Annotated in this window: 20 protein-coding genes and 1 pseudogene; 6 read left to right on the top strand and 15 right to left on the bottom strand. The window is 41.1% G+C overall.

What is annotated here, in order from left to right; genetic code table 11:
- The first annotated feature begins 4 nt into the window (after nt 1-4).
- From moaA to mutM, 3 genes are all read left to right on the top strand, one after another.
- Nucleotides 5-991: a GTP 3',8-cyclase MoaA gene (gene moaA, locus JCM15074_RS17400; RefSeq protein WP_025822857.1), complete on the top strand. Its 987-nt coding sequence runs from the start codon at nt 5-7 to the stop codon at nt 989-991.
- Nucleotides 992-1,053: 62 nt separating this feature from the next.
- Nucleotides 1,054-1,509 (top strand): hypothetical protein, encoded by a 456-nt coding sequence (locus JCM15074_RS17395; protein ID WP_025822855.1) that lies wholly within the window; start codon nt 1,054-1,056, stop codon nt 1,507-1,509.
- Nucleotides 1,510-1,519: 10 nt separating this feature from the next.
- A complete protein-coding gene (gene mutM, locus JCM15074_RS17390; protein ID WP_025822853.1) occupies nt 1,520-2,341 on the top strand; it encodes a bifunctional DNA-formamidopyrimidine glycosylase/DNA-(apurinic or apyrimidinic site) lyase in 822 nt (273 codons plus the stop codon).
- A gap of 67 nt (nt 2,342-2,408) precedes the next feature.
- On the opposite strand, the gene JCM15074_RS17385 is transcribed toward mutM, so the two are convergent.
- From JCM15074_RS17385 to JCM15074_RS17330, 13 genes and pseudogenes are all read right to left on the bottom strand, one after another.
- Entirely contained in the window at nt 2,409-3,299 is an 891-nt protein-coding gene (locus tag JCM15074_RS17385; RefSeq protein WP_025822850.1) for a succinylglutamate desuccinylase/aspartoacylase family protein, read from the bottom strand.
- 3 nt (nt 3,300-3,302) lie between these two features.
- Nucleotides 3,303-5,213: a CBS domain-containing protein gene (locus JCM15074_RS17380; protein ID WP_025822848.1), complete on the bottom strand. Its 1,911-nt coding sequence runs from the start codon at nt 5,211-5,213 to the stop codon at nt 3,303-3,305.
- A gap of 199 nt (nt 5,214-5,412) precedes the next feature.
- Nucleotides 5,413-5,946 carry a molybdopterin adenylyltransferase gene (gene mog / locus JCM15074_RS17375; RefSeq protein ID WP_025822846.1) on the bottom strand — a complete coding sequence of 178 codons (534 nt, stop codon included), beginning with the start codon at nt 5,944-5,946 and terminating at the stop codon, nt 5,413-5,415.
- Between the two features lie 90 nt (nt 5,947-6,036).
- Nucleotides 6,037-6,585, bottom strand: a complete 549-nt coding sequence (locus JCM15074_RS17370) for a C40 family peptidase (RefSeq protein WP_051536952.1) — start codon at nt 6,583-6,585, stop codon at nt 6,037-6,039.
- A 54-nt stretch (nt 6,586-6,639) separates the two neighbouring features.
- The gene (locus tag JCM15074_RS17365) at nt 6,640-7,857 is read right to left on the bottom strand and encodes an MFS transporter (protein WP_025822842.1); all 1,218 of its coding nucleotides are present in this window, start codon (nt 7,855-7,857) and stop codon (nt 6,640-6,642) included.
- Between the two features lie 156 nt (nt 7,858-8,013).
- Nucleotides 8,014-8,742: a LytR/AlgR family response regulator transcription factor gene (locus JCM15074_RS17360; protein ID WP_037469932.1), complete on the bottom strand. Its 729-nt coding sequence runs from the start codon at nt 8,740-8,742 to the stop codon at nt 8,014-8,016.
- An 11-nt stretch (nt 8,743-8,753) separates the two neighbouring features.
- Complete coding sequence (locus tag JCM15074_RS25425; RefSeq protein ID WP_304621834.1) at nt 8,754-8,900, bottom strand: ATP-binding protein; 147 nt, start codon at nt 8,898-8,900, stop codon at nt 8,754-8,756.
- Complete coding sequence (locus JCM15074_RS22845; protein WP_304621833.1) at nt 8,897-10,393, bottom strand: LytS/YhcK type 5TM receptor domain-containing protein; 1,497 nt, start codon at nt 10,391-10,393, stop codon at nt 8,897-8,899. The genes JCM15074_RS25425 and JCM15074_RS22845 overlap by 4 nt, the downstream gene beginning before the upstream one ends.
- A 117-nt stretch (nt 10,394-10,510) precedes the next feature.
- Nucleotides 10,511-11,386 carry a carboxylate/amino acid/amine transporter gene (locus tag JCM15074_RS17350; RefSeq protein ID WP_025822838.1) on the bottom strand — a complete coding sequence of 292 codons (876 nt, stop codon included), beginning with the start codon at nt 11,384-11,386 and terminating at the stop codon, nt 10,511-10,513.
- Nucleotides 11,387-11,461: 75 nt separating this feature from the next.
- A pseudogene (locus JCM15074_RS22840) lies at nt 11,462-12,645 on the bottom strand (BaiN/RdsA family NAD(P)/FAD-dependent oxidoreductase).
- Between the two features lie 84 nt (nt 12,646-12,729).
- Nucleotides 12,730-13,746, bottom strand: coding sequence for an NAD(P)H-dependent glycerol-3-phosphate dehydrogenase (gpsA, locus tag JCM15074_RS17340; protein WP_025822836.1), 1,017 nt, complete (start codon nt 13,744-13,746; stop codon nt 12,730-12,732).
- A 2-nt stretch (nt 13,747-13,748) separates the two neighbouring features.
- Entirely contained in the window at nt 13,749-14,231 is a 483-nt protein-coding gene (gene secB, locus JCM15074_RS17335) for a protein-export chaperone SecB (protein ID WP_025822834.1), read from the bottom strand.
- A gap of 162 nt (nt 14,232-14,393) precedes the next feature.
- Nucleotides 14,394-14,828 (bottom strand): rhodanese-like domain-containing protein, encoded by a 435-nt coding sequence (locus tag JCM15074_RS17330; protein WP_025822832.1) that lies wholly within the window; start codon nt 14,826-14,828, stop codon nt 14,394-14,396.
- 335 nt (nt 14,829-15,163) lie between these two features.
- Between JCM15074_RS17330 and gpmM the strand changes: the two genes are divergently transcribed.
- The 3 genes from gpmM to JCM15074_RS17315 are packed head-to-tail and all read left to right on the top strand — an operon-like array spanning nt 15,164 to nt 19,078.
- Nucleotides 15,164-16,708 carry a 2,3-bisphosphoglycerate-independent phosphoglycerate mutase gene (gene gpmM, locus JCM15074_RS17325; RefSeq protein WP_025822830.1) on the top strand — a complete coding sequence of 515 codons (1,545 nt, stop codon included), beginning with the start codon at nt 15,164-15,166 and terminating at the stop codon, nt 16,706-16,708.
- Nucleotides 16,709-16,716: 8 nt separating this feature from the next.
- On the top strand, nt 16,717-17,850 hold the full coding sequence (locus JCM15074_RS17320; protein WP_025822828.1) for a murein hydrolase activator EnvC family protein: 1,134 nt from the start codon (nt 16,717-16,719) through the stop codon (nt 17,848-17,850).
- A 31-nt stretch (nt 17,851-17,881) separates the two neighbouring features.
- Complete coding sequence (locus JCM15074_RS17315; RefSeq protein WP_025822826.1) at nt 17,882-19,078, top strand: S41 family peptidase; 1,197 nt, start codon at nt 17,882-17,884, stop codon at nt 19,076-19,078.
- Here the strand turns inward: JCM15074_RS17315 and JCM15074_RS17310 are convergent.
- Nucleotides 19,075-19,527, bottom strand: coding sequence for an Rrf2 family transcriptional regulator (locus JCM15074_RS17310; protein WP_025822824.1), 453 nt, complete (start codon nt 19,525-19,527; stop codon nt 19,075-19,077). The genes JCM15074_RS17315 and JCM15074_RS17310 overlap by 4 nt on opposite strands.
- Before the next feature lie 8 nt (nt 19,528-19,535).
- On the bottom strand, nt 19,536-19,787 hold the full coding sequence (locus tag JCM15074_RS17305) for a YkgJ family cysteine cluster protein (RefSeq protein WP_025822822.1): 252 nt from the start codon (nt 19,785-19,787) through the stop codon (nt 19,536-19,538).
- Nucleotides 19,788-20,140: the final 353 nt, after the last annotated feature.

Below are 20,140 nucleotides of genomic sequence, written 5' to 3'. Positions count from 1 at the left end.
CAAAATGAGTGTATTGGTTGATAAATTTGGCCGTAAAGTCGAATATTTGCGACTCTCGGTCACTGACCGCTGTGATTTCCGTTGTGTGTATTGCATGAGTGAAAACCCATGCTTTTTAACCCACGAACAAGTTCTATCATTAGAAGAATTGGCGCTTATCGGCCAAGCATTCACTGAGCTCGGCGTAAGTAAGATCCGCTTAACAGGTGGTGAGCCGCTCATCAGACCGAATATTGATTTCCTCGTTAACCAATTAGGACAACTGCCCGGTTTAAAAGAGTTATCGATGACCACCAATGGTTCTCGTCTAACTAAACTGGCTGATAGCATGTATCAATCTGGATTAAGCCGTTTAAACATCAGTTTAGATACGCTCAATCACGAGCGTTTTAGTGCCTTAACCCGTAATGGTAATTTAGAACGCGTGATAGCAGGTATTGATGCCGCTAAAGCAGCAGGGTTTAATCGCATAAAGATTAATGCGGTGATCCTCAAAGGCAAAAATGATGATGAAATTATCGATCTGGTTAACTTCTGCCGTGATCGTGAACTGGATATTTCATTTATTGAAGAGATGCCATTAGGCGTTATTGACGAGCGTAAACGTCAGCGTCATTGCAGCAGTGATGAAGTAAAACAAATCATTAATGATGTTTATCCATTAACTGTGTCAGACAAGCGTACTGGTGGTCCATCTAAGTATTTCACTATGGCTGATAGTGCCATTCATATTGGCTTTATTTCGCCGCACAGTCATAACTTCTGTCATGAGTGTAATCGCGTCAGAGTCACCGTTGAAGGGCGTTTATTACTTTGTCTTGGTAATGAACACTCGGTTGACCTTAAAGCCGTATTACGCGAGTATCCAAATGACTTAGCGCGTTTAAAGCAAACCATTATTGACGCAATGGAGCTCAAACCTAAAGAGCACCATTTTAGTACCGATGGTGATGTGCAAATCTTACGCTTTATGAATGCGACAGGTGGCTAATAGCAATTCCAATTTATTAGCGTTACACTGACGAGATAATAATCAACTATCCTAGAATAAACATGGCATTATCTCGTCGAAATTGGAATAACATTATTATTTTCTGTAGCGTGGCAATGGTCGCCACACTCAGTTTTTTATATGAAAAAACGGATCATTTACCGGATAACAGCCAAGTATTATTTGATGCTCAAGCGCCACTTGCTCAACTGGAGCAAAATGATTGGTGGATGGCACACCGTGATAATAATTGGCTATGCAGCAGCGATATCAAAAACTGTCCAATCTGGGTCGAAGCATGGCGCAATGTGCATGTATCAATAGTAGAACATCCAACCTTACCTACTGAACCACCACAGCACCTCACTATTACCATTAAAGATATTCCCCATAGTCAGCACTGGCAATATTACCCAGACGCTGGACTACTGCAATCGGCTAATGGTGCTTGGTATTTAGTCCCCCCAAGTTTGCGCGCAGGGCTTATCCCTGAAACGGCAGCAAACGTTCAAGGATAAATAACACCGTATGCCTGAATTACCCGAAGTAGAAGTTACTCGCCAAGGTGTAGCCCCCTATTTAGAGGGACAAACCGTTAAACAACTGATTGTCCGCAATGGCTCATTACGCTGGCCTGTACCAGATATTGCCCAAAATATTGTCGGCCAAACCATTAAAGCCGTCCGTAGACGCGCAAAATACCTATTAATTGATACCGATGCTGGTACCACAATAGTGCATTTAGGTATGTCTGGCAGCTTGCGTATTTTAAGTGCTGATACGCCACCCACTAAACATGATCATATTGACTTGGTATTAGATAATGGCCGTGCATTGCGCCTTAATGATCCTCGTCGATTTGGGGCATGGTTATGGTGTGAATTACCAGAAACCGTTCATCCTTTACTGAGTAAGTTAGGGCCTGAGCCATTGCTTGATGACTTCACGCCAACCTATTTGGCTAACGCACTAAAAGGCAAAACCAAGGCGATAAAACTGGCGCTAATGGATAATGCTATTGTGGTCGGCGTAGGTAATATTTATGCCAATGAGGCACTATTTGCTACCGGCATTAACCCGCAGACGGCGGCAGGAAAAGTCACCAAGAAACAGATCTCGCAATTAGTCACAGAGATAAAACGGATCTTAGCGGGTGCAATTGAGCAAGGTGGCACCACCTTAAAGGATTTCACCAACGCCGAAGGAAAACCGGGCTACTTTGCGCAAAAGCTACATGTCTATGGCCGTGGTGGCTTGCCTTGTACGCAATGTGGTCATCTACTCACCGAAATAAAACTAGGCCAACGTGCCACGGTTTTTTGCCCGATTTGTCAGCCTAAAAAGCGTTAATAATGTCATATAAAAAGCCCCTATGATGACCAATAGGGGCTTTCTGTTAGATAAATCGCTGCTGCGCTTATCGGTCTTGGCTAATAAAATAGCCCTCTTCACACTGCCTTTGATAACAAGGCAAAATTACCCGTCCATCAAATGGTGCAACTAATGCTTGCCCAGATAACCTTGCCAATAATTGTCCTGCATTAACTTGCTGGAAATTAACAAAGCCCGGTTCCATCTCAAATATCTGCTCAGTTGTCACAGCTTGTCGATAACAGATATGTGTTTTTAAGTAAGAGTAAGGCTGGGTATGCGCAGATAAATAACTAAACGCTTGCTGAACTTGTTCACAATCATCAAGCATATCAAGTAAATACATGTGATAAATCAAGGTGTGAAAACCAAAATCAAAGGTTGACTCTGCTTGATGCTGACCACATTCGACAATATGACTACTGGTTAACATAGGTGCAAACCACTTAGCTAAGCATCCTTGTAAACTATCAATAATGCCTTCAATCACTGGGATTGGTGTTTGCGCAATAATCTGTTGTGGTGGTTTATCAGCAACAAACGACATAAATGGCGTACCGTCAGCAGACATAGAATGAATGTCTAATAGGTGCTTGGCACTGCCATCGGCCTGTTCATCTAACAAGTTGAGCACTAATTGCTGTAACTGTTGTGCGGCAATCAGTTCATGGTTAATCGCATCCCGCTGTAAGTTTTCTGCGGTAAAGGCACGATTAAAATCTTGATCAATAAAGCGTTCACCTAATGATGTCGCTAACGGATTACCATGAATGGTAACCACTCGACCTTTAAAAGGAAGTTGATCTGCTATCAGGTTAAAATGGTCAATGGCTTTAAGGCCCACCAGCTCATTACCGTGTACAGCAGCGGTAATGATTAACAGTGGGCCGGCATTGGCGGAGGTTATATCTTGGTATATGTAGGGTAATTTATTCAAAACTTAATGTAGGCTATCCAATAAAGTACTGTATTCTTTAAACAGCTCAGCTTCTGTCATCATTCCCATTAAATTACCATTATCAACTACGGGTAATGCACCTACTTTATTGTCACGCATCAACTTAATGGCGACGCCTAAAGAATCATAAGGCGCAATCGTAATCGGCTTAGCATTCATGACTTCTTTAACTGGAACTAAATGTACATCTCCTGAGCTAGCGTAACGACCATAGATATCTAATATCTGCCGATAAGATAACACGCCTATTAGTTCACCAGAATCTGACTCAACGGGCAAGTGTCTTACATTATTCCAATGCATTATCTTAGCAGCGAGATCGATTAAGTCGTCACCGCGCACTGAAAAAATATTGGTCGACATCACCTGTTCAACTGACTTATAGGTCTCTTTCAGGGTAGCCATTTCTGCTGCCGTAACGTCTTCCCATAAATGCAGTGGTTGCTCGGTCGCTTGGCGTGCGTGCATCACTTGCACCAGTAATTTACTACTGATTTTATGATTATAGCCTTGCTGATGGATCTTATCGAAATTACGGATCATCCAGATACTACCGTTAGTCCGTTTCGCTACGCGCTGCTCAATAATCCCCATATATTTATCAATATCTGCTTGATCAATATTGGCTAATGCTAAGCCTTCGCGTGCCACAGGGATTAACTCACGCTCGATTAACTCTGCACATGGGATCACTTCGCCATTAAACCATTCAATATCGGTATTTAATGAACGCATTGAGACATGGTCAAAATTCTTTTTAGCAGAGCTAAACTCCATTAGCTTAGTAACATCCTCTAACTTATCACCGTAACCATTCATTAAGCCTAGATAGAAAGCCATGTTGGCAATCGCATCAACAATAGTTGGCCCCGCAGGCAATACACGGTTCTCAATCCGCAGGTGTGGAATATTATTGTGCACCCCATAACAAGGACGATTCCAACGATAAACCGTGCCATTATGCATACACAAAGCTTCTAACTTAGGGGTAATCCCCTGCTCCAATTGTGCCATCGAGTCGACTTCTAGATCATTGGCCATCAGCACCTTAAACTTAGAAATATCTTCTTGAAATAGTTCTAAAACTGATGATTTCACCCATTTGCTGCCAAACCAGACTCTAGGCTCTGATTCTCTTAGATTTAAGTTCGACTGACGGGTATCAATTGCTTGTTGAAACAGGGCAATTCGAGTTTCATGCCATAAGCGCTTACCCAGTAAAATAGGGCTGTTGGCGGCAATAGCCAATAATGGTGCAGTTATCGCTTGGGAAATATTATAGTAATGGGCAAAATTTTGTTGAGACACCTGAAAGTGCACTTGAAAACTGGTATTACAGGCTTCGATCAATACATTGTCGTGACTAAATGACAACTCATCTTGACCACGAATATAAAGTTTATAATCTTCGCCTCGTTGCTGGCCTAAGGTGTCATTTAACGCAAAATAACGCGGTTGTGGGGTTAAATTATCAAGGGTTAAGTCACGATAACGGATCGTCGGTAAAATACCGGTAGTAATCACCTCGCCCTTTTCAGCAGCAGCATGCTCAACTAACTGATGATAAAGATCTTGCAGTTGTGACTCTGTTTTGGAAATAGCATCTTGGGTAAACTCATGCGGGTCGAGATTGGCTTCAAGGTTAAATAAGGCAAGTTCATTGGTAAAACATGGATTATTCATACTCTCAAGCAACTTCATGCCTAATGGAGCAGGATCCATATGTTCATCCACTAAAAAAAACTCCTGTTCAGCGCCTATGCGACTGATATCTTTTTCAAACATCTCCTGTTCAAGCATTTTTTCAAGTGCATGTACGTCTTTTAGCAGCAACTTCATAAACATGCGAATTTTATCGGGTGAACTTTGTTGATCGACTTGTTGAATCCCCATAAGCCGGCACCTCTTCATTTTTAGTAATAATTCATGATCTTTATACCTACTGTAACAACCCTATTTACGCTACATCACAATTAATACGACTTCAACCGACTCAAAACACGTCTGACATATCTGTACATAAAAATTGTTATCAAAATTTAGACATAAAAAAACACGCATTACGCGTGTTTTTATAGACTCTTGATAGAAATTATTTCGCTTTCGGTCTGAACGGCTTCATCACCGCTTCATCACATTCTAAAAATGGACCTTCCATCAAATCGATACAATATGGAATGGCAGGGAATACCGCATCTAAACACTCACGGATAGACTTTGGTTTACCCGGCAAATTGACGATAAGTGAATCACCACGTAGGCCTGCAGTTTGACGCGATAAAATGGCTGTAGGGACAAACTTTAATGACTCAGCGCGCATTAGCTCACCAAAGCCTGGCATCATGCGATCACAAACAGCTTCAGTTGCTTCAGGGGTCACATCACGCTTAGCTGGACCAGTACCACCTGTAGTCACGATTAAACAACAGTTTTGCTTATCGGCAAGGTCAATCAATGTTGCAGCAATTACATCTTGTTCATCAGGGATCACCACATAAACAGGCTCCCACTCAGAAGTCAGGTATTCATTTAATACTTCAATAATCGCCTTACCTGAAATATCTTCATAGATCCCAGCACTTGCACGATCACTTACTGTAACAATACCGATTTTAGCTTTAGTCATTGTTTATCCTATTATTCGATTCACGCCAAAAAGCATGGCTCTTCATTCTGATTTGATTATAAAACGTAACACACGGTGAACCAATGGTTATTACTCACCATTAACCACTCTTCTGGCCTGCCAAAAATGATCACGCCAATAACCTTGATTAAACTGCGAGATAATCACCCCTTTGCTAGTTGAAGCATGTAAAAAGCGGCCATCCCCCATATACACGCCCACATGACGCTTGCCCCAGCCCGTTTTAAAGAAAATTAAATCCCCCACGAACAGCTCATCAATATCAACTTCATCACCCACATCTTGCTGCTGTGCTGTGGTTCGAGGTAAAGATTGCTGCAATACTTGCTGATAAATCAATTGAGTTAAACCAGAGCAATCAATGCCCGCTTTTGACTGCCCACCAAAGCGATATGGTACGCCGTGCCATTGCTGATAAAAACCTTGTAATTTAGGCTGTAACTGCTGCTCGATTAGCTGTGCTTCAGTATGATATTGTTGTTCTGATAATTGACTGGCACAACCTGATATCACAAAGATTAAGCCACTGATAATAATCGTTTTAAAGCGGTGACTCATATTGGTAACCAAGCCGATAATAATGCCCCATAAATTAACGACTCTCTGGCTAACTTGCAAACAAAAACGCCCCGTCATTACGCAATGACGGGGCGTTTTTGTTAATGCTATTAATTAAGCAGCATGTGCCATATTTAAATCAACCTGTGGTGCCTGCACCTGAGGCATCTTAATGGTTAGCGCAATCACTAGAGAGACAATCAGTAAACCAAACATTAAGTAGAAGGTAGCAAAGAAACCGCCAAACATTGAAGCCACGACGCTACCAATAAAGCTACCAATACCGAAACCTAAGTAAATTAAACCGTAGTTTTTAGCTAAGTTGTTTAAGCCAAAGAAATCGCTAATCAATGATGGGAATACGGTAATGGTGCCACCGAAACAGAAAGCGATACAGGCGATAGCGAAGTAGAACATATTGATATTAAGGTGAGCAAACAACAAGGCACATACACCAGCAAGACAGATAGCTAAGGCAATTGCGACAACTTTAGCACGCGCCATTTTGTCAGATAAGATACCAAGAACTAAACGTCCACCTAGGTTAGCCACCGCAATAATCGCAACCGCAGATGCCGCATCAGCAAGACTTAAATGTACCAGCTCTTGACCGATATCTTTAGCCACACCAATAACATATAAGCCACTCATACATACAGTTAAGAAGACTAACGCTAACATCCAATATTGAGGACAACGCACCGCTTCAGCTAAGCTGAAATCACGCACTGTTGCTGTACTAGTTGCAGAAACCTGTTGGTTAGGTGCATCGGTCATCATTAAGCCACCGATAATCACCATAGTCATCGCAATTGCGCCCCAGATTTCAAAGGTATAAGCCAAGCTCACATGAGTTAATAAGTACATATTAATAAACTTAAACCCTAAGCTACCTAAACCGTATGCACCAATCGCACAAGCAGAGGCCAAACCTTTATGATTAGGGAAGAATTTAACGCAGTTAGACAGTGTTAATAGATAACCGGTACCGTCGGCAAAACCAATTAAAAAGCCGCCAAACACATAAAGCATAATCAGGTTAGACGCATTGGCGGTTAGCAGTAAGCTCACACCTAACAAAATACCTGCACCAATAGTCACTTTACGAACGCCGAATCGCTCTTGCATCTTGCCAGATAAAGAAGAGGCAACAGCCAAAGCTAAACTCATAATACCGAAAGCAAAAGCCACCTGACTCACAGGCTCTGATAACTTATCTGCCAGCTTGGCATTGAATAAGCTCCATGTATACACAGAGCCTAAAGCGAATTGGGTAATGATGGTACCAATTAAGGTAAACGCACGGGCTCGGTTAGATATTTGCTTGGCCATAACCTGTCTCTCCAACGGATATGATATGACGAAATAACGCCTGTTATTTCTTTAATATCCATCAAAATACGACCTTTTACAGTATAAGCAATAGCTGTTAAACATTAAAAAATGAGATGCATTTTGGCAGCATGAACTGCAATATAACGGCATGAATTACAACTGCATCAACTCACGAAACTCTTTTAAATTACTGCGGCTCACTGGGATTTCACCGCCTACATCCACCAGCGTTAATTGATAAGTGCTATTAATCCAAGGAGTGATTTCCTGAATTTTGGTTAAGTTGACGCAGTAAGAACGATGACAACGATAAAACTGTGCAGCAGGTAAGCGGGTCATTAACTCGCTAATTGTAAATGGCACACTATAAACACCATCGCGCAAATACACATCGGTGCTTTTTTCACGCGCAACAGCATAATAAATATCATTAATAGCAGTAATTCGGATACGGCCATCTTTGCTTAAATTAATGGTTTTAGGTAAACAGACTGTCGGCTCAGCAACTTGCACAGGCGCTAATGTCGACGCTAACTTATGTAGCAGTCCTTGCATTCGCGGTTCGCTAATAGGCTTTAATAGATAATCAAATGCTTCAAGCTCAAATGCATCAACCGCAAACTCTTTATATGCAGTGGTAAACACAATATGCGGTTTATCCGCAAACTGATGAATATTGCGAGCCAATAACATGCCATCAATTGATGGAATTTGGATATCTAAAAAAACAATATCGACCTTATGGGTTTGCAAGTATTTAAATGCCTCTAAACCATCCTCAAAGGCTGCAACGACTTCAATATCACTATGGGTCGCAATCAGATAACTTAACTCTTCACGCGCCAGATATTCATCTTCAACAATTAGTGCTTTTAAACTCATGGTTATCCCCATTAACTGACATAGAACATCATTTCAGTGCCTTTCTCTAAACGTGTAATATGCAATCCCTCACCGTAGAGCATGGTCAGTCTTTGCTGCACGTTCATTAACCCTATATGGTTGTTGCCCATCTTGCCTTGATGTAACTGCTGTATCACTTGTTCACTAATCCCCGCCCCGTATCGGTAATGGTAATCCGTACACGGTCAACTTCACGCTTGACGGCAATGGTCACTTTACCCGCCCCAGGAGACCGTTGAATACCGTGAATGATCGCATTTTCAACTAAAGGCTGAATCAATAAACCGGGAATATTGACGTGAACATCATCAACATCAAAATCCACACTTAACTTGACCCCAAAACGAGCTTGTTCAATCGCAACATAATCTCGAACTTGCTGTAACTCCTCTTGGATATCGATAAGCTCTTCATCACGCTCAAGGTTATAACGAAGAAAGTCTGCCAAATTAGCAATCAGTTGCCGCGCTTGATCCGGTTTTATCCGTACTAAGGTTGAGATGGCATTAAGGGCATTAAACAAAAAGTGAGGGTTAATTTTGCTTTGTAGTGCTGAAAATTCTGCTTTACTTGCCATTGCCCGTAATTGTTCAACTCTTGAAACTTCTAACTGAGTCGAAATCAATTGCGATAAACCAATTGCCATCTCTCGTAATGAGGCGCGAATACGATGCGGCTGACAATAGAAGATCTTTAACGTGCCACTGACCTCACCATTCTCCCGCAATGGAATAATCAACAAAGAATGAAATTGATGAACGTTAAGGTTATTACTGATGATCTGCTCGCCAGTCGATACCGCTTGCTGGGTCATGGCGCTGATTTTATGCGATGAATCAAGATAGTTTTCTTGTCCCACACCAACATAGGCTAAAACGGCTTTAGTATCGGTAATAGAAACGGCATCAGCGTCAGTATCTTGCCGAATGATACTGCACACTTTAGTGAGAGACTCGCGATTACTTTGTCTGAAATAAGGCAGGGTTTTGTTGGCGATATCTAACGCCAATTTAGCTTGGCGCGCGGCAATGGTTTCTTTCTCATCATCCAAGTCTTGCACTAACTTGATGATTAAACCAATACTGAGTGTCCCAAGCACCATAGGAAAACTAATATCAGCCACAATTTCATAAGCTTGCGGTTTGTTTTCCGATAGCAATACGATCAATAACATGGTCAGCATTTCGCAAAACATGCCCGCAAGAATACCAAACCGAACATAGTCTTGTTTGCGGCAGCGATAATGAATAAGAGTAGCAAGTAAACCCGCGCTAGTACTGGTAATCAAACAAGCTAACGAGGTGGGGCCATCCATATCGATTAAATAACGATGTAAACCTGAGATAATCCCCGCAGATCCCCACCCAAGGCCAAATATAATCCCGCCCGATAAAATCGCGATAATCCGCACGTTAACGAGCGAACCATCAACTTTAATGCCGGTGTAAGTACTAAACACCGCAAAAAGAATAAATAACACCGAGATCATGGCGGTCTCTTGTGGCCGCCGCCGAGATTTTTTAACGATATGCTGAAACAGTGGCGTTCGCGTCAGTAAAAACAAGGTCATCAGCATTAATGCTGCCCGTTCAAAAACCGCCAGCAACATCATCAATTGTTCGCTATACACCTAACTTCACCTACACTTGCATCACGATTGATACAAGTGTAAACGAGCTTATACAGTTTGAATGTGTTCGTTCATAAAAAAATGTGAGCTAGCTAACAATTAATATTAAACAACCAATCAATTTACACGCTGCGCCTCAACTTTGCGCTTAACCCAAGTTTGATTGAGCCATAATGCCAATATGATAATTAGTCCGCCTAAGATTAAGCGTGGATAATCAACATCTCGATTCCAAATCACAATATTGACGATTAGGCCTGCTGGCACCAAGGCATTATTCATAATCGCTAATGCGCCAGCATTAACTAATGTGGCACCTTTATTCCAAATAAAATAACCCACACCTGAAGCCACAACGCCAAGGTAAAATAAGATGCCCCACTGTAAAGACGTTGTCGGTAATTTTGAGGTATCGCCAAACAATAGGAACATAGGTAATGCCACAGCAATAGCACCGAGGTAAAACCAGCCAAAAACAGTGTGTTGTGGCAGATCTTGTTGCTCTTGTTCCATGATGCGTTTGTAACCCACTTGGCCAATCGCAAAACAGAGGTTAGCCCCCTGTACTATGACAAAACCAATAATAAAATTCGGGTTAATTTCAGCGAACTTAATCACAGCCGCGCCAAGCACAGCAATAGCCGCAGTGAGTAGATACCAAGGTGAAAACTGACGATGCAGACCATCATAAATGAGGGTCACATAAATGGGCGTGAAGATAGTAAATAATAAGACTTCTGGCACACTCAAATATAAAAATGATTGGTAATAGAAGCAGTACATTAAGCCTAATTGAAATGCTCCCACCAGCATTAATTTAAGCGCAAGTTTTAGATGAATATGCTTTAGACGCATAAACGGCAAAAACACCAATGCCGCCAGAACTACTCGGGTTAATACTGAAAACCAAGCATCCACTTGACCAGCAAGGTAAACCCCAATCAAACTAAATGAGAATGCCCACAACAGCGTAATGGCAGATAAATAACCCATCAATAATGACCTAAATTGATAAAAATAAAGCCAGTGCACGCACTAGCTTTACTCACATAATAATATTTTTATGGATTAAGCCACTTCACCGGCAGCATAGCCACTCGACCATGCCCATTGGAAGTTATAACCGCCAAGCCAACCAGAAACATCCATCACTTCACCCACAAAGTATAAGCCCGGCTGTTTTTTAGCTTCCATGGTTTTAGAAGATAGCTCGTCGGTATCAACCCCGCCTAAGGTCACTTCTGCAGTTCGATAGCCTTCAGTACCGTTAGGTGCAATTTGCCAATAAGTGAGATATTGCTCAATTTGGCTGATTTCACCTTTACCAAGTTGATTCAAATTCTTTTCAGGTAATTCGCCATGCTCAATCAATACTTCCACTAATCGTTTTGGCAAAATTCGGCTTAATGCATTTTTAAAAGAAAGCTTTGGTGATTCAGCGGTTGTCGCCGTTAACCAAGCAATAAAATCTGTTTCTGGCAGTAAGTTAAAGCTCACCTTTTGCCCTGCACGCCAGTATGAAGAGATCTGCAACACAGCTGGGCCACTTAAACCACGGTGAGTAAATAACATAGCCTCTTTAAAACTTTGACCGCTCTCAGCAGTAGCAATAACGGGTAAAGCAATACCCGCTAATTGCTCAAACTTATCTTTATCTGCTTGATGTAATGTAAATGGTACTAATGCTGCACTTGTTGGTTTAACCGCTAAGCCAAACTGCTCAGCAACTTTATAACCAAATGGTGTGGCTCCCAGCTTTGGCATAGATAAACCGCCAGTTGCGATGACCAATGATTGGCATTGATAATCGCCAGCCGATGTCTGTAATAGGTAACCTGCGTCATTAGCCGTAATCGACACAATTTCAGTTCGCAGTTGGATATTGACCCCAGCCCATTCGCATTCTGTTTTTAGCATATCGACAATCTCTTTAGCCGACTCATTACAGAACAACTGACCTAATGTTTTTTCATGATATTCAATACCATGACGCTCAACCATGGCAATAAAATCCCACTGGCTAAAACGTGCTAATGCAGACTTACAAAAATGACGATTACCGCATAAGAAAGCATTTGTTTCAATATTCTGATTGGTAAAGTTACAACGACCACCACCACTGATCAGAATTTTACGACCCATCTGTTTAGCATTATCAAGCAGCAACACATCTCGCCACGATAACCCGCAGTTAACGCACACATTAAACCTGCAGCTCCAGCGCCAATAATAATGACATCTTTATGTTGCACAACTTACTCCAAACAAATAGTAGTATTTATAAATACAAAAAAGGATGCTATTTTAGCATCCTTTTTCAATGACACGCCCAAGTTTTATACGCTTGGCGTCTCTGATTTCTTTTCTCTGCCGAGAAGTTCAACCGCCGCATCTTGCGGTGATTTACCTTGGTATAGCACTTGGTAAATTTGTTCAGTAATCGGCATTTCGACACCAAGACGTTTAGCTAATGTGTAAACTTCTTTGGTATTGCGATAACCTTCAACAACTTGACCAATTTGCTCTTGCGCAGTATCAACATCAAGACCTTGACCTAATGCGAGACCAAAACGGCGATTGCGCGATTGGTTATCGGTACAGGTCAGCACTAAGTCACCTAAGCCTGCCATCCCCATAAATGTTGAACCATGCGCGCCAAGGGCTTCGCCCAAGCGAGATAATTCAACTAAGCCACGAGTAATTAATGCCGTACGAGCATTAGCACCAAAGCCAATACCGTCTGACATACCCGCACCAATAGCGATAACATTCTTAACTGCGCCACCTAACTGCAGACCAATAAAGTCATCATTAGCATAAACACGTAAACGTTTAGGGCTATGCAATAACTCAACTAGGTCTTGAGTAAACTCATGATCAGTACCTGCTACCGAAATGGCAGTAGGTAAACCAGCGGCAAGCTCTTTGGCGAAAGTCGGGCCAGACAATACCGCTAATGGATATTGATCGCCCAGTATTTCGCGTGCCACATCTTGTAATAGGCGACCCGTTTCAGGCTCAAGCCCTTTGGTTGCCCATACAATACGAGCATCAGCTCGTAATAGCGGTTTAGCTTGTGCTAACACCAATCCAAACACATGACTTGGCACCACGACTAACACATTGCGACTCGCGCTCAATGCTTTCGCTAAATCAGCTTCAACAATCAACTCATCAGGAAAACTAATTCCCGGTAAGAAATCTTCGTTGCTACGATCACGCTCAAGATTAGCCATATGCTCAGGTTCATGTCCCCAAATCAGGGTTTTATGACCATTGCTAGCAAGTGAGATAGCAAGAGCAGTGCCATAAGACCCTGCTCCTAATACCGTTATTTCGGCAGAATTATTCATTATTAAGCGTCAGCTTCTTCTGTTGCTGGTGCAGCTTCAGCACGCTGTTGCACGTATTGTGCAAATAACGCATCAAAGTTAACTGGAGCAAGGTTTAACTGTGGGAAAGTACCACGAGATACTAAGCTACCAACAGTTTCACGCGCATATGGGAAAAGGATGTTAGGGCAATAAGCACCTAAAGAATGCGCTAGTTGTGGCTCAGTTAAACCAGAAATTGCGAAAATACCCGCTTGTTGTACTTCACATAGGAATGCAGTTTCTTCACCGTTAGTTGCGGTAACGGTTAGTGATAACACAACTTCGAAAACATCATCAGCAAGTTTGTTAGAGCGAGTATCTAAATCTAATTTAACTTCAGGATTCCATTCTTTTTGAAAAACAGCAGGACTGTTAGGCGTTTCAAATGAAACATCTTTAGTAAAGATGCGTTGAATATTGAATTGTGGGGCTTGTTGTTGTTCGTTATTTGCTACTTCAGCCATAATTTCCTACCTATCCTATGTGGTTTCAACGTTAAATTTATATCTTTAGGTGTATCTTGTTTCGACTCATTTGCGTTAATGCTAAATCAGTCAGAACGCAATTGCTTGAGTAATACTGTACCCAAAAATCCTGTAAAAAAACAAGATACAGCCCTAATTCTATTATTTTTTACCCTTAACTACTGGCATATTGGCAGCTTGCCATTCACCCATACCACCTTTTAGATTACTTACTTGCTCATAACCTAACTTACTTAACAGCTGAGCTGCTTGCGTAGATGTCATTCCAGTATTACATACAGTAATAATGGGGCTAGTTTTGAACTTTTCAAGGCTTGGGATTTGGTTATTTTTAATATCTGCTAATGGAACACTTACAGCATTAACAATATGACCTTTACGGAATTCTTCAGTTGAACGCACATCAATCACTTTTGCGTCTTGCTTATTCATTAGTAGTGTTGCTTGTTGATTATCAACGTTATTTACCTTTGATAATCCAGATTTAACCATAGTAACAACTACAGCAACAAATAGACCAACCCAGGCCAGGCTTAACATAGGGTTGGCTTTAAAAAACTCAATATACTCTTGCATAATTAACTGCCTGCTCAATGTGGCGAACTAAAAATAGGAAGCTGAGTATACCCATTGCGATTGCGAATTGCAGCAACAGACTCAGTATATTCACCTGCAAATATTAAGAAATTTCGTGCAAATCAAACCTAAAACAGCAAACATCAGCTTGAATCGATTTAAAGCTGCTCAATTAATGTCTATTACGGCTTGTACTCAATCAAACCATCAAAATCGTTAAATATGGTTAATCGATAATGATAATCGTCTATAGATCTTTTTATCAGCATTGAATACGTAGTAATATTTAACCAATTTCTTTTTTAGTATTCATTCAATTCTATAAAGGTACCACCATGAAGACAGGTAAACGTCCGTTAGCACTGCTAATTCTCGATGGTTGGGGTCACCGCGAAGGCACAACCAAGAACGCGATTTTCCATGCAAATACCCCAGTATTAGATCAACTCAACCAACAATACCCTCATACTCTTATTTCTGGCTCGGGTTTAGACGTAGGTTTACCTGATGGCCAAATGGGCAACTCCGAAGTCGGTCACATCAATATCGGTTCAGGTCGCATTGTTTATCAAGAATTAACCCGTATTGGTAAAGCCATTGAAGATGGCGAATTTGATCATAATCCTGCACTCAATGATGCTATTGAACATGCGCTCAACCATGATGGCGCAGTACATGTGATGGGCCTACTTTCTCCTGGTGGCGTACATAGTCATGAAGCACATATTGAAGCGATGTGCCGTTTAGCGGCTAAAAAAGGAGTGAGCAAAATTTATTTACATGCATTCCTTGATGGTCGTGATACCCCACCAAGAAGTGCTAAAGCCAGCCTTGCACATTTTGATGCACTATTTAATGAGCTTAAAGTAGGTCAAACGGTTTCAATCATTGGTCGATACTATGCCATGGACCGTGATAATCGCTGGGATCGTGTTGAACAGGCATACGATTTAATCAGTCAGGGGATTTCACAATACCAATATACTAATGCAGTAGAAGCATTAGCGGCTGCATATGACCGTAATGAAAATGATGAGTTTGTCAAAGCCTCAAGCATCTATCTAGCCGATGGTAGTACAGCCCAGCTTAATGACAGTGATGCATTAATTTTTATGAACTTTAGAGCTGACCGTGCTCGCCAAATCACCCGTTGCTTTGTTGAGCCTGAATTTGATGGTTTTGCTCGTAAGGTCATTAAAAATAATGAATTTGTCATGTTGACTGAATATGCAGCCAATATTCCTGCGCCTATTGCCTATCCGTCACACGAGTTAGTAAATACCTTAGGCGAAGTGCTTCAGCAACGTGGTAAAACGCAGCTACGCATTTCAGAAACAGAAAAGTATGCTCACGTGACTTTCTTCTTTAACGGCGGTAAAGAGCAAGTATTCGATGGCGAAGATCGCATTTTAATTAACTCTCCTAAAGTCGCCACTTATGATCTACAGCCCGAAATGAGTTCAACTGAACTAACAGATAAACTAGTTGAAGCAATTGAATCTACTCAATATGATGTCATCATCTGTAATTATCCAAACGGTGACATGGTTGGTCATACAGGAGACTTTGACGCAGCAGTTCAAGCATGTGAAGCAGTCGATCATTGTATTGGACGTGTCGTTTCAGCACTAAAATCAGTGGGCGGCGAATGTTTAATTACCGCAGATCATGGTAATGCTGAGCAAATGATTGATGAAACTACTGGCCAAGCGCATACCGCACATACTTGTGAATTAGTGCCTTTAATCTATGTGGGCCGCAATGCTGAAATTAAAGCTAACGGTCGTTTAAGTGATTTAGCTCCAACCATGTTAAGCTTGATGGGTGAGACAATTCCTGCAGAAATGACAGGTCGCCCTTTAATAGACTTAAAAGAGTAATATTTTACGTGAGCTCGCACTTTTTACTAAAAGCCAGCATTATTGCTGGCTTTCTTATCCTTTCATCAGCAGCGCATGCTAATGATTTACAACGTCGTCAGTCTGAATTAAAAACAATTCAGCACCAAATCTCAGCCCAACAACTTGATTTACGCCAAACCAGTAAACAACGAGAAAAACTGCAATCGTTATTAAGACGTGATGAAAAAGCAGTTGCAAGTGTCGCCAAAAAAGTAAATAAAACTAAAATAGAACTGGCTCAAGCCGATAAGAAAATTAGTGAGTTAGAGCAACAACAAGGTCAGCTTGAACAACAAAAACAGGCTCAACAAGAAACACTATCTAAACAGCTTGCGAGTGCCTATTTAACCGGTAATCATGACTACACAAAGATGATCCTCAATCAACAAAACCCAGCAACGATTGAGCGACTCTTAGCTTATTACCAATACTTAAATAAAGCGCGAATTGATGCGATTGATAATTTAAAGCAAACCCAAACTGAATTAGACAGTGTTGAGCAGCAACAAATTGCCCAAAAAGATAAACTGAATAAGTTAATGCTAGATCAGCAAGAGCAAGCTGAACAGCTCACTGCTGAACAACAACAACGCCAACAAACATTACAAGAACTGCAACGAACACTAACCAGCAAGGGTGCTCAGCTAGAACAACTGCAGATAGAAGAAGCATCACTAAAACACGTTATTGATGCTGCTTTAAAAGCAATGAAACATTCACCTGCAATGGATGGACTTGCTCGTGATAGAGGACGATTAAACTGGCCAACTAAAGGCCACATTACCCATAAGTTTGGTAGTCAACGTTCAGGCGTCGTAACATGGAAAGGCGTCGTAATTTCAGCGCCAGAAGGCAATAATATTCGAGCTATTGCAGGCGGAAAAGTCATTTATGCTGATTGGCTTAGAGGCTTTGGTATGGTAATAGTTATAGATCACGGTAAAGGCTATATGAGCTTATATGGACATGCTCAAGCATTGTTAAAATCAGCCGGAGACACAGTAAGTAAAGGTCAAGCAATCGCACTAGTTGGTCGCTCAGGTGGTCAAAGCCAAGCTGGTCTATACTTTGAGGTAAGGCACAAGGGACAGGCAATTAATCCAGCAAAATATTGCCGATAATCCCTAGCCCTCATCATGTACAGGAGTGAGTATGAGGCAGTATGTAGGTTACCTAAGTTGTATTTTTGTGGGTATTACCCTTGGTTTGTCTATCACATTAGCAAGCCAAGAAAATACCCGTACAACCGAAGCCGAATACAGCTACCCACTCCTGCTTGATATTTTAGAGACCATTGAAACTTATTATGTTGACCAAGTTAGCGAACAACAACTGATTCAAGCCGCTATCAAAGGGATCTTCACCGAATTAGATCCCTACTCAACCTTTTTAGCCCCCGACCAATTACTCGATCTGCAACAAAGCAACAAAGGAGAATACTTTGGTTTTGGCTTAGAGATCGATACCAATGATGGGTTAATTACTGTCGTCGCACCATATCCAAACTCACCAGCAGCAGCAGCGAATATTAAATCTGGTGATCACATCATCAAACTCAATGATGCAGAGATTACAGCAGATAATCTCACTGAAGTGCTAGCCCTTATTAGACTTCACGGTCAAACCAAACAAACAATTAATTTAACGCTAGATAGAAAAGGACAAATCGAGCCCGTTAACCTAGCACTCACGCCAGCAAAGATCATTGTTGATTCAATGAAAGCACAACTGATTGATGATATCGCCTATTTAAAGCTAACAAGCTTTCAAGAGAGTTCGCATGATGAAATATCGGCTCAACTGAAATTATGGCAACAGCAACCAATTAAAGGCATTATTTTAGATCTACGTAATAATCCAGGCGGACTACTTGATCAAGCCATTAGTATTGCGGATCTGTTCCTCGATAATGGTCGAATAGTCTCAACCGAAGGCAGAATATATGACGCCAACTCAGAGTATTTTGCATCAAAAGACACACTTTATGCTAATACGCCAATGATCGTATTAATCAATCAAGGTTCAGCATCCGCGGCTGAAGTACTAGCCGCAGCACTGCAAGAAAACAATAGAGCCAAACTTCTTGGACAAAAAAGCTTTGGAAAAGGCACAGTGCAAAGTCTTATCCCCACCCTTATTGATGGCAACGCAATTAAGCTGACTATTGCCAAATACAATACGCCCAGTGGGAGTAATATCCATAAAATAGGCATAGAGCCAGATATCAAAGTGAATATAGGTCAAGTAGACCTAGAGACAGAAACGCTAATTTCCACAGAAACTAGCGCTAATATTGAAGATGATTATTTAGTTAACTCGGCCATTATATGGTTGAAAAGTAATAACTAAAGTAATTCCACCACAGTAGGAATAGTTGCGATACAGGCCCGTAAGTCAGATTTATTAGTAATTATATCATCCAATGAATACTTATCTAATACTGCTAAATAAGCATTAACGGCCTCGCCTAAAGCACCTTTTAGTTTACATGCAGGTAAAAAAACACAAGGTCCAAGACCACAATCAATCGGTTGCAATGTATTTTCTAACTGCCTAACCACTTTACCAATATTAATATCTACTGGTTTTACGGCTAATTTAAATCCACCATTCTTACCACGCACAGTCTGCAGATAACCAAGCTTACCTAAATGATGAATAAATTTAGAAACATGGTTTGAAGAAAGACCAAAAACCTCGGTAATTTCAGCTATTCGACAAAGCGTCTCACGTTCAGGTTGGATAGCCAAATAAACCAAAGTTCTTAGACTAAAATCTGTGTATTGGGTTAATTGCATTTCATCACCTAATTAGTTAACTGTTCTAGCTCAGTTATCAATATCAAAGCTTGTTGATTAGTTTTACCACAAACATCAATTGTCGCATCAAAATCACTGCAAACATCAGGTCGATCAGCTGCACCAAATATCAAACACAAATTATCATCAGATAAATTAATGCAACGCATCCCCGCAGGTTTACCATTAGGCATACCAGGAATAGCGGAACTAATTGACGGCGCAATACAGCAAGCACCACAGCCTAAACGACACTTCATAAATAACCCTACAAATTTGGATGCTTATTATACTAAAAATATAAAGAGATAGGGCTAATTTATAAAAACATAAAAACACTTATATTTCAAAAAGATATTTATTTTTATTTAAGTCAGATAAAAATGATAAATATTTACCACATCTATAAATGTGGTAAATAACATAATTCTAAGTCTATATCATGATAATTAATGGTGCAGATTACAGCTTCTCTACTTCATTATTCTCACTTTTTAAAAGTGAGAATAAAAAGGGCGCTTTCATGCCCTCGGGTATGGCAATGGCCAGCTTCGAGGCAAGCTCTCCGCGTTCACCTGCTGCATCAAACTGCGTTTGATAAACGCAACAGCCT

The sequence above is a fragment of the Shewanella marina JCM 15074 genome, assembly GCF_000614975.1.
Lineage (GTDB): Bacteria > Pseudomonadota > Gammaproteobacteria > Enterobacterales > Shewanellaceae > Shewanella > Shewanella marina.
Note: the sequence above shows the minus strand (reverse complement) of the source record. Positions and strands in the feature narration are given on the sequence as shown.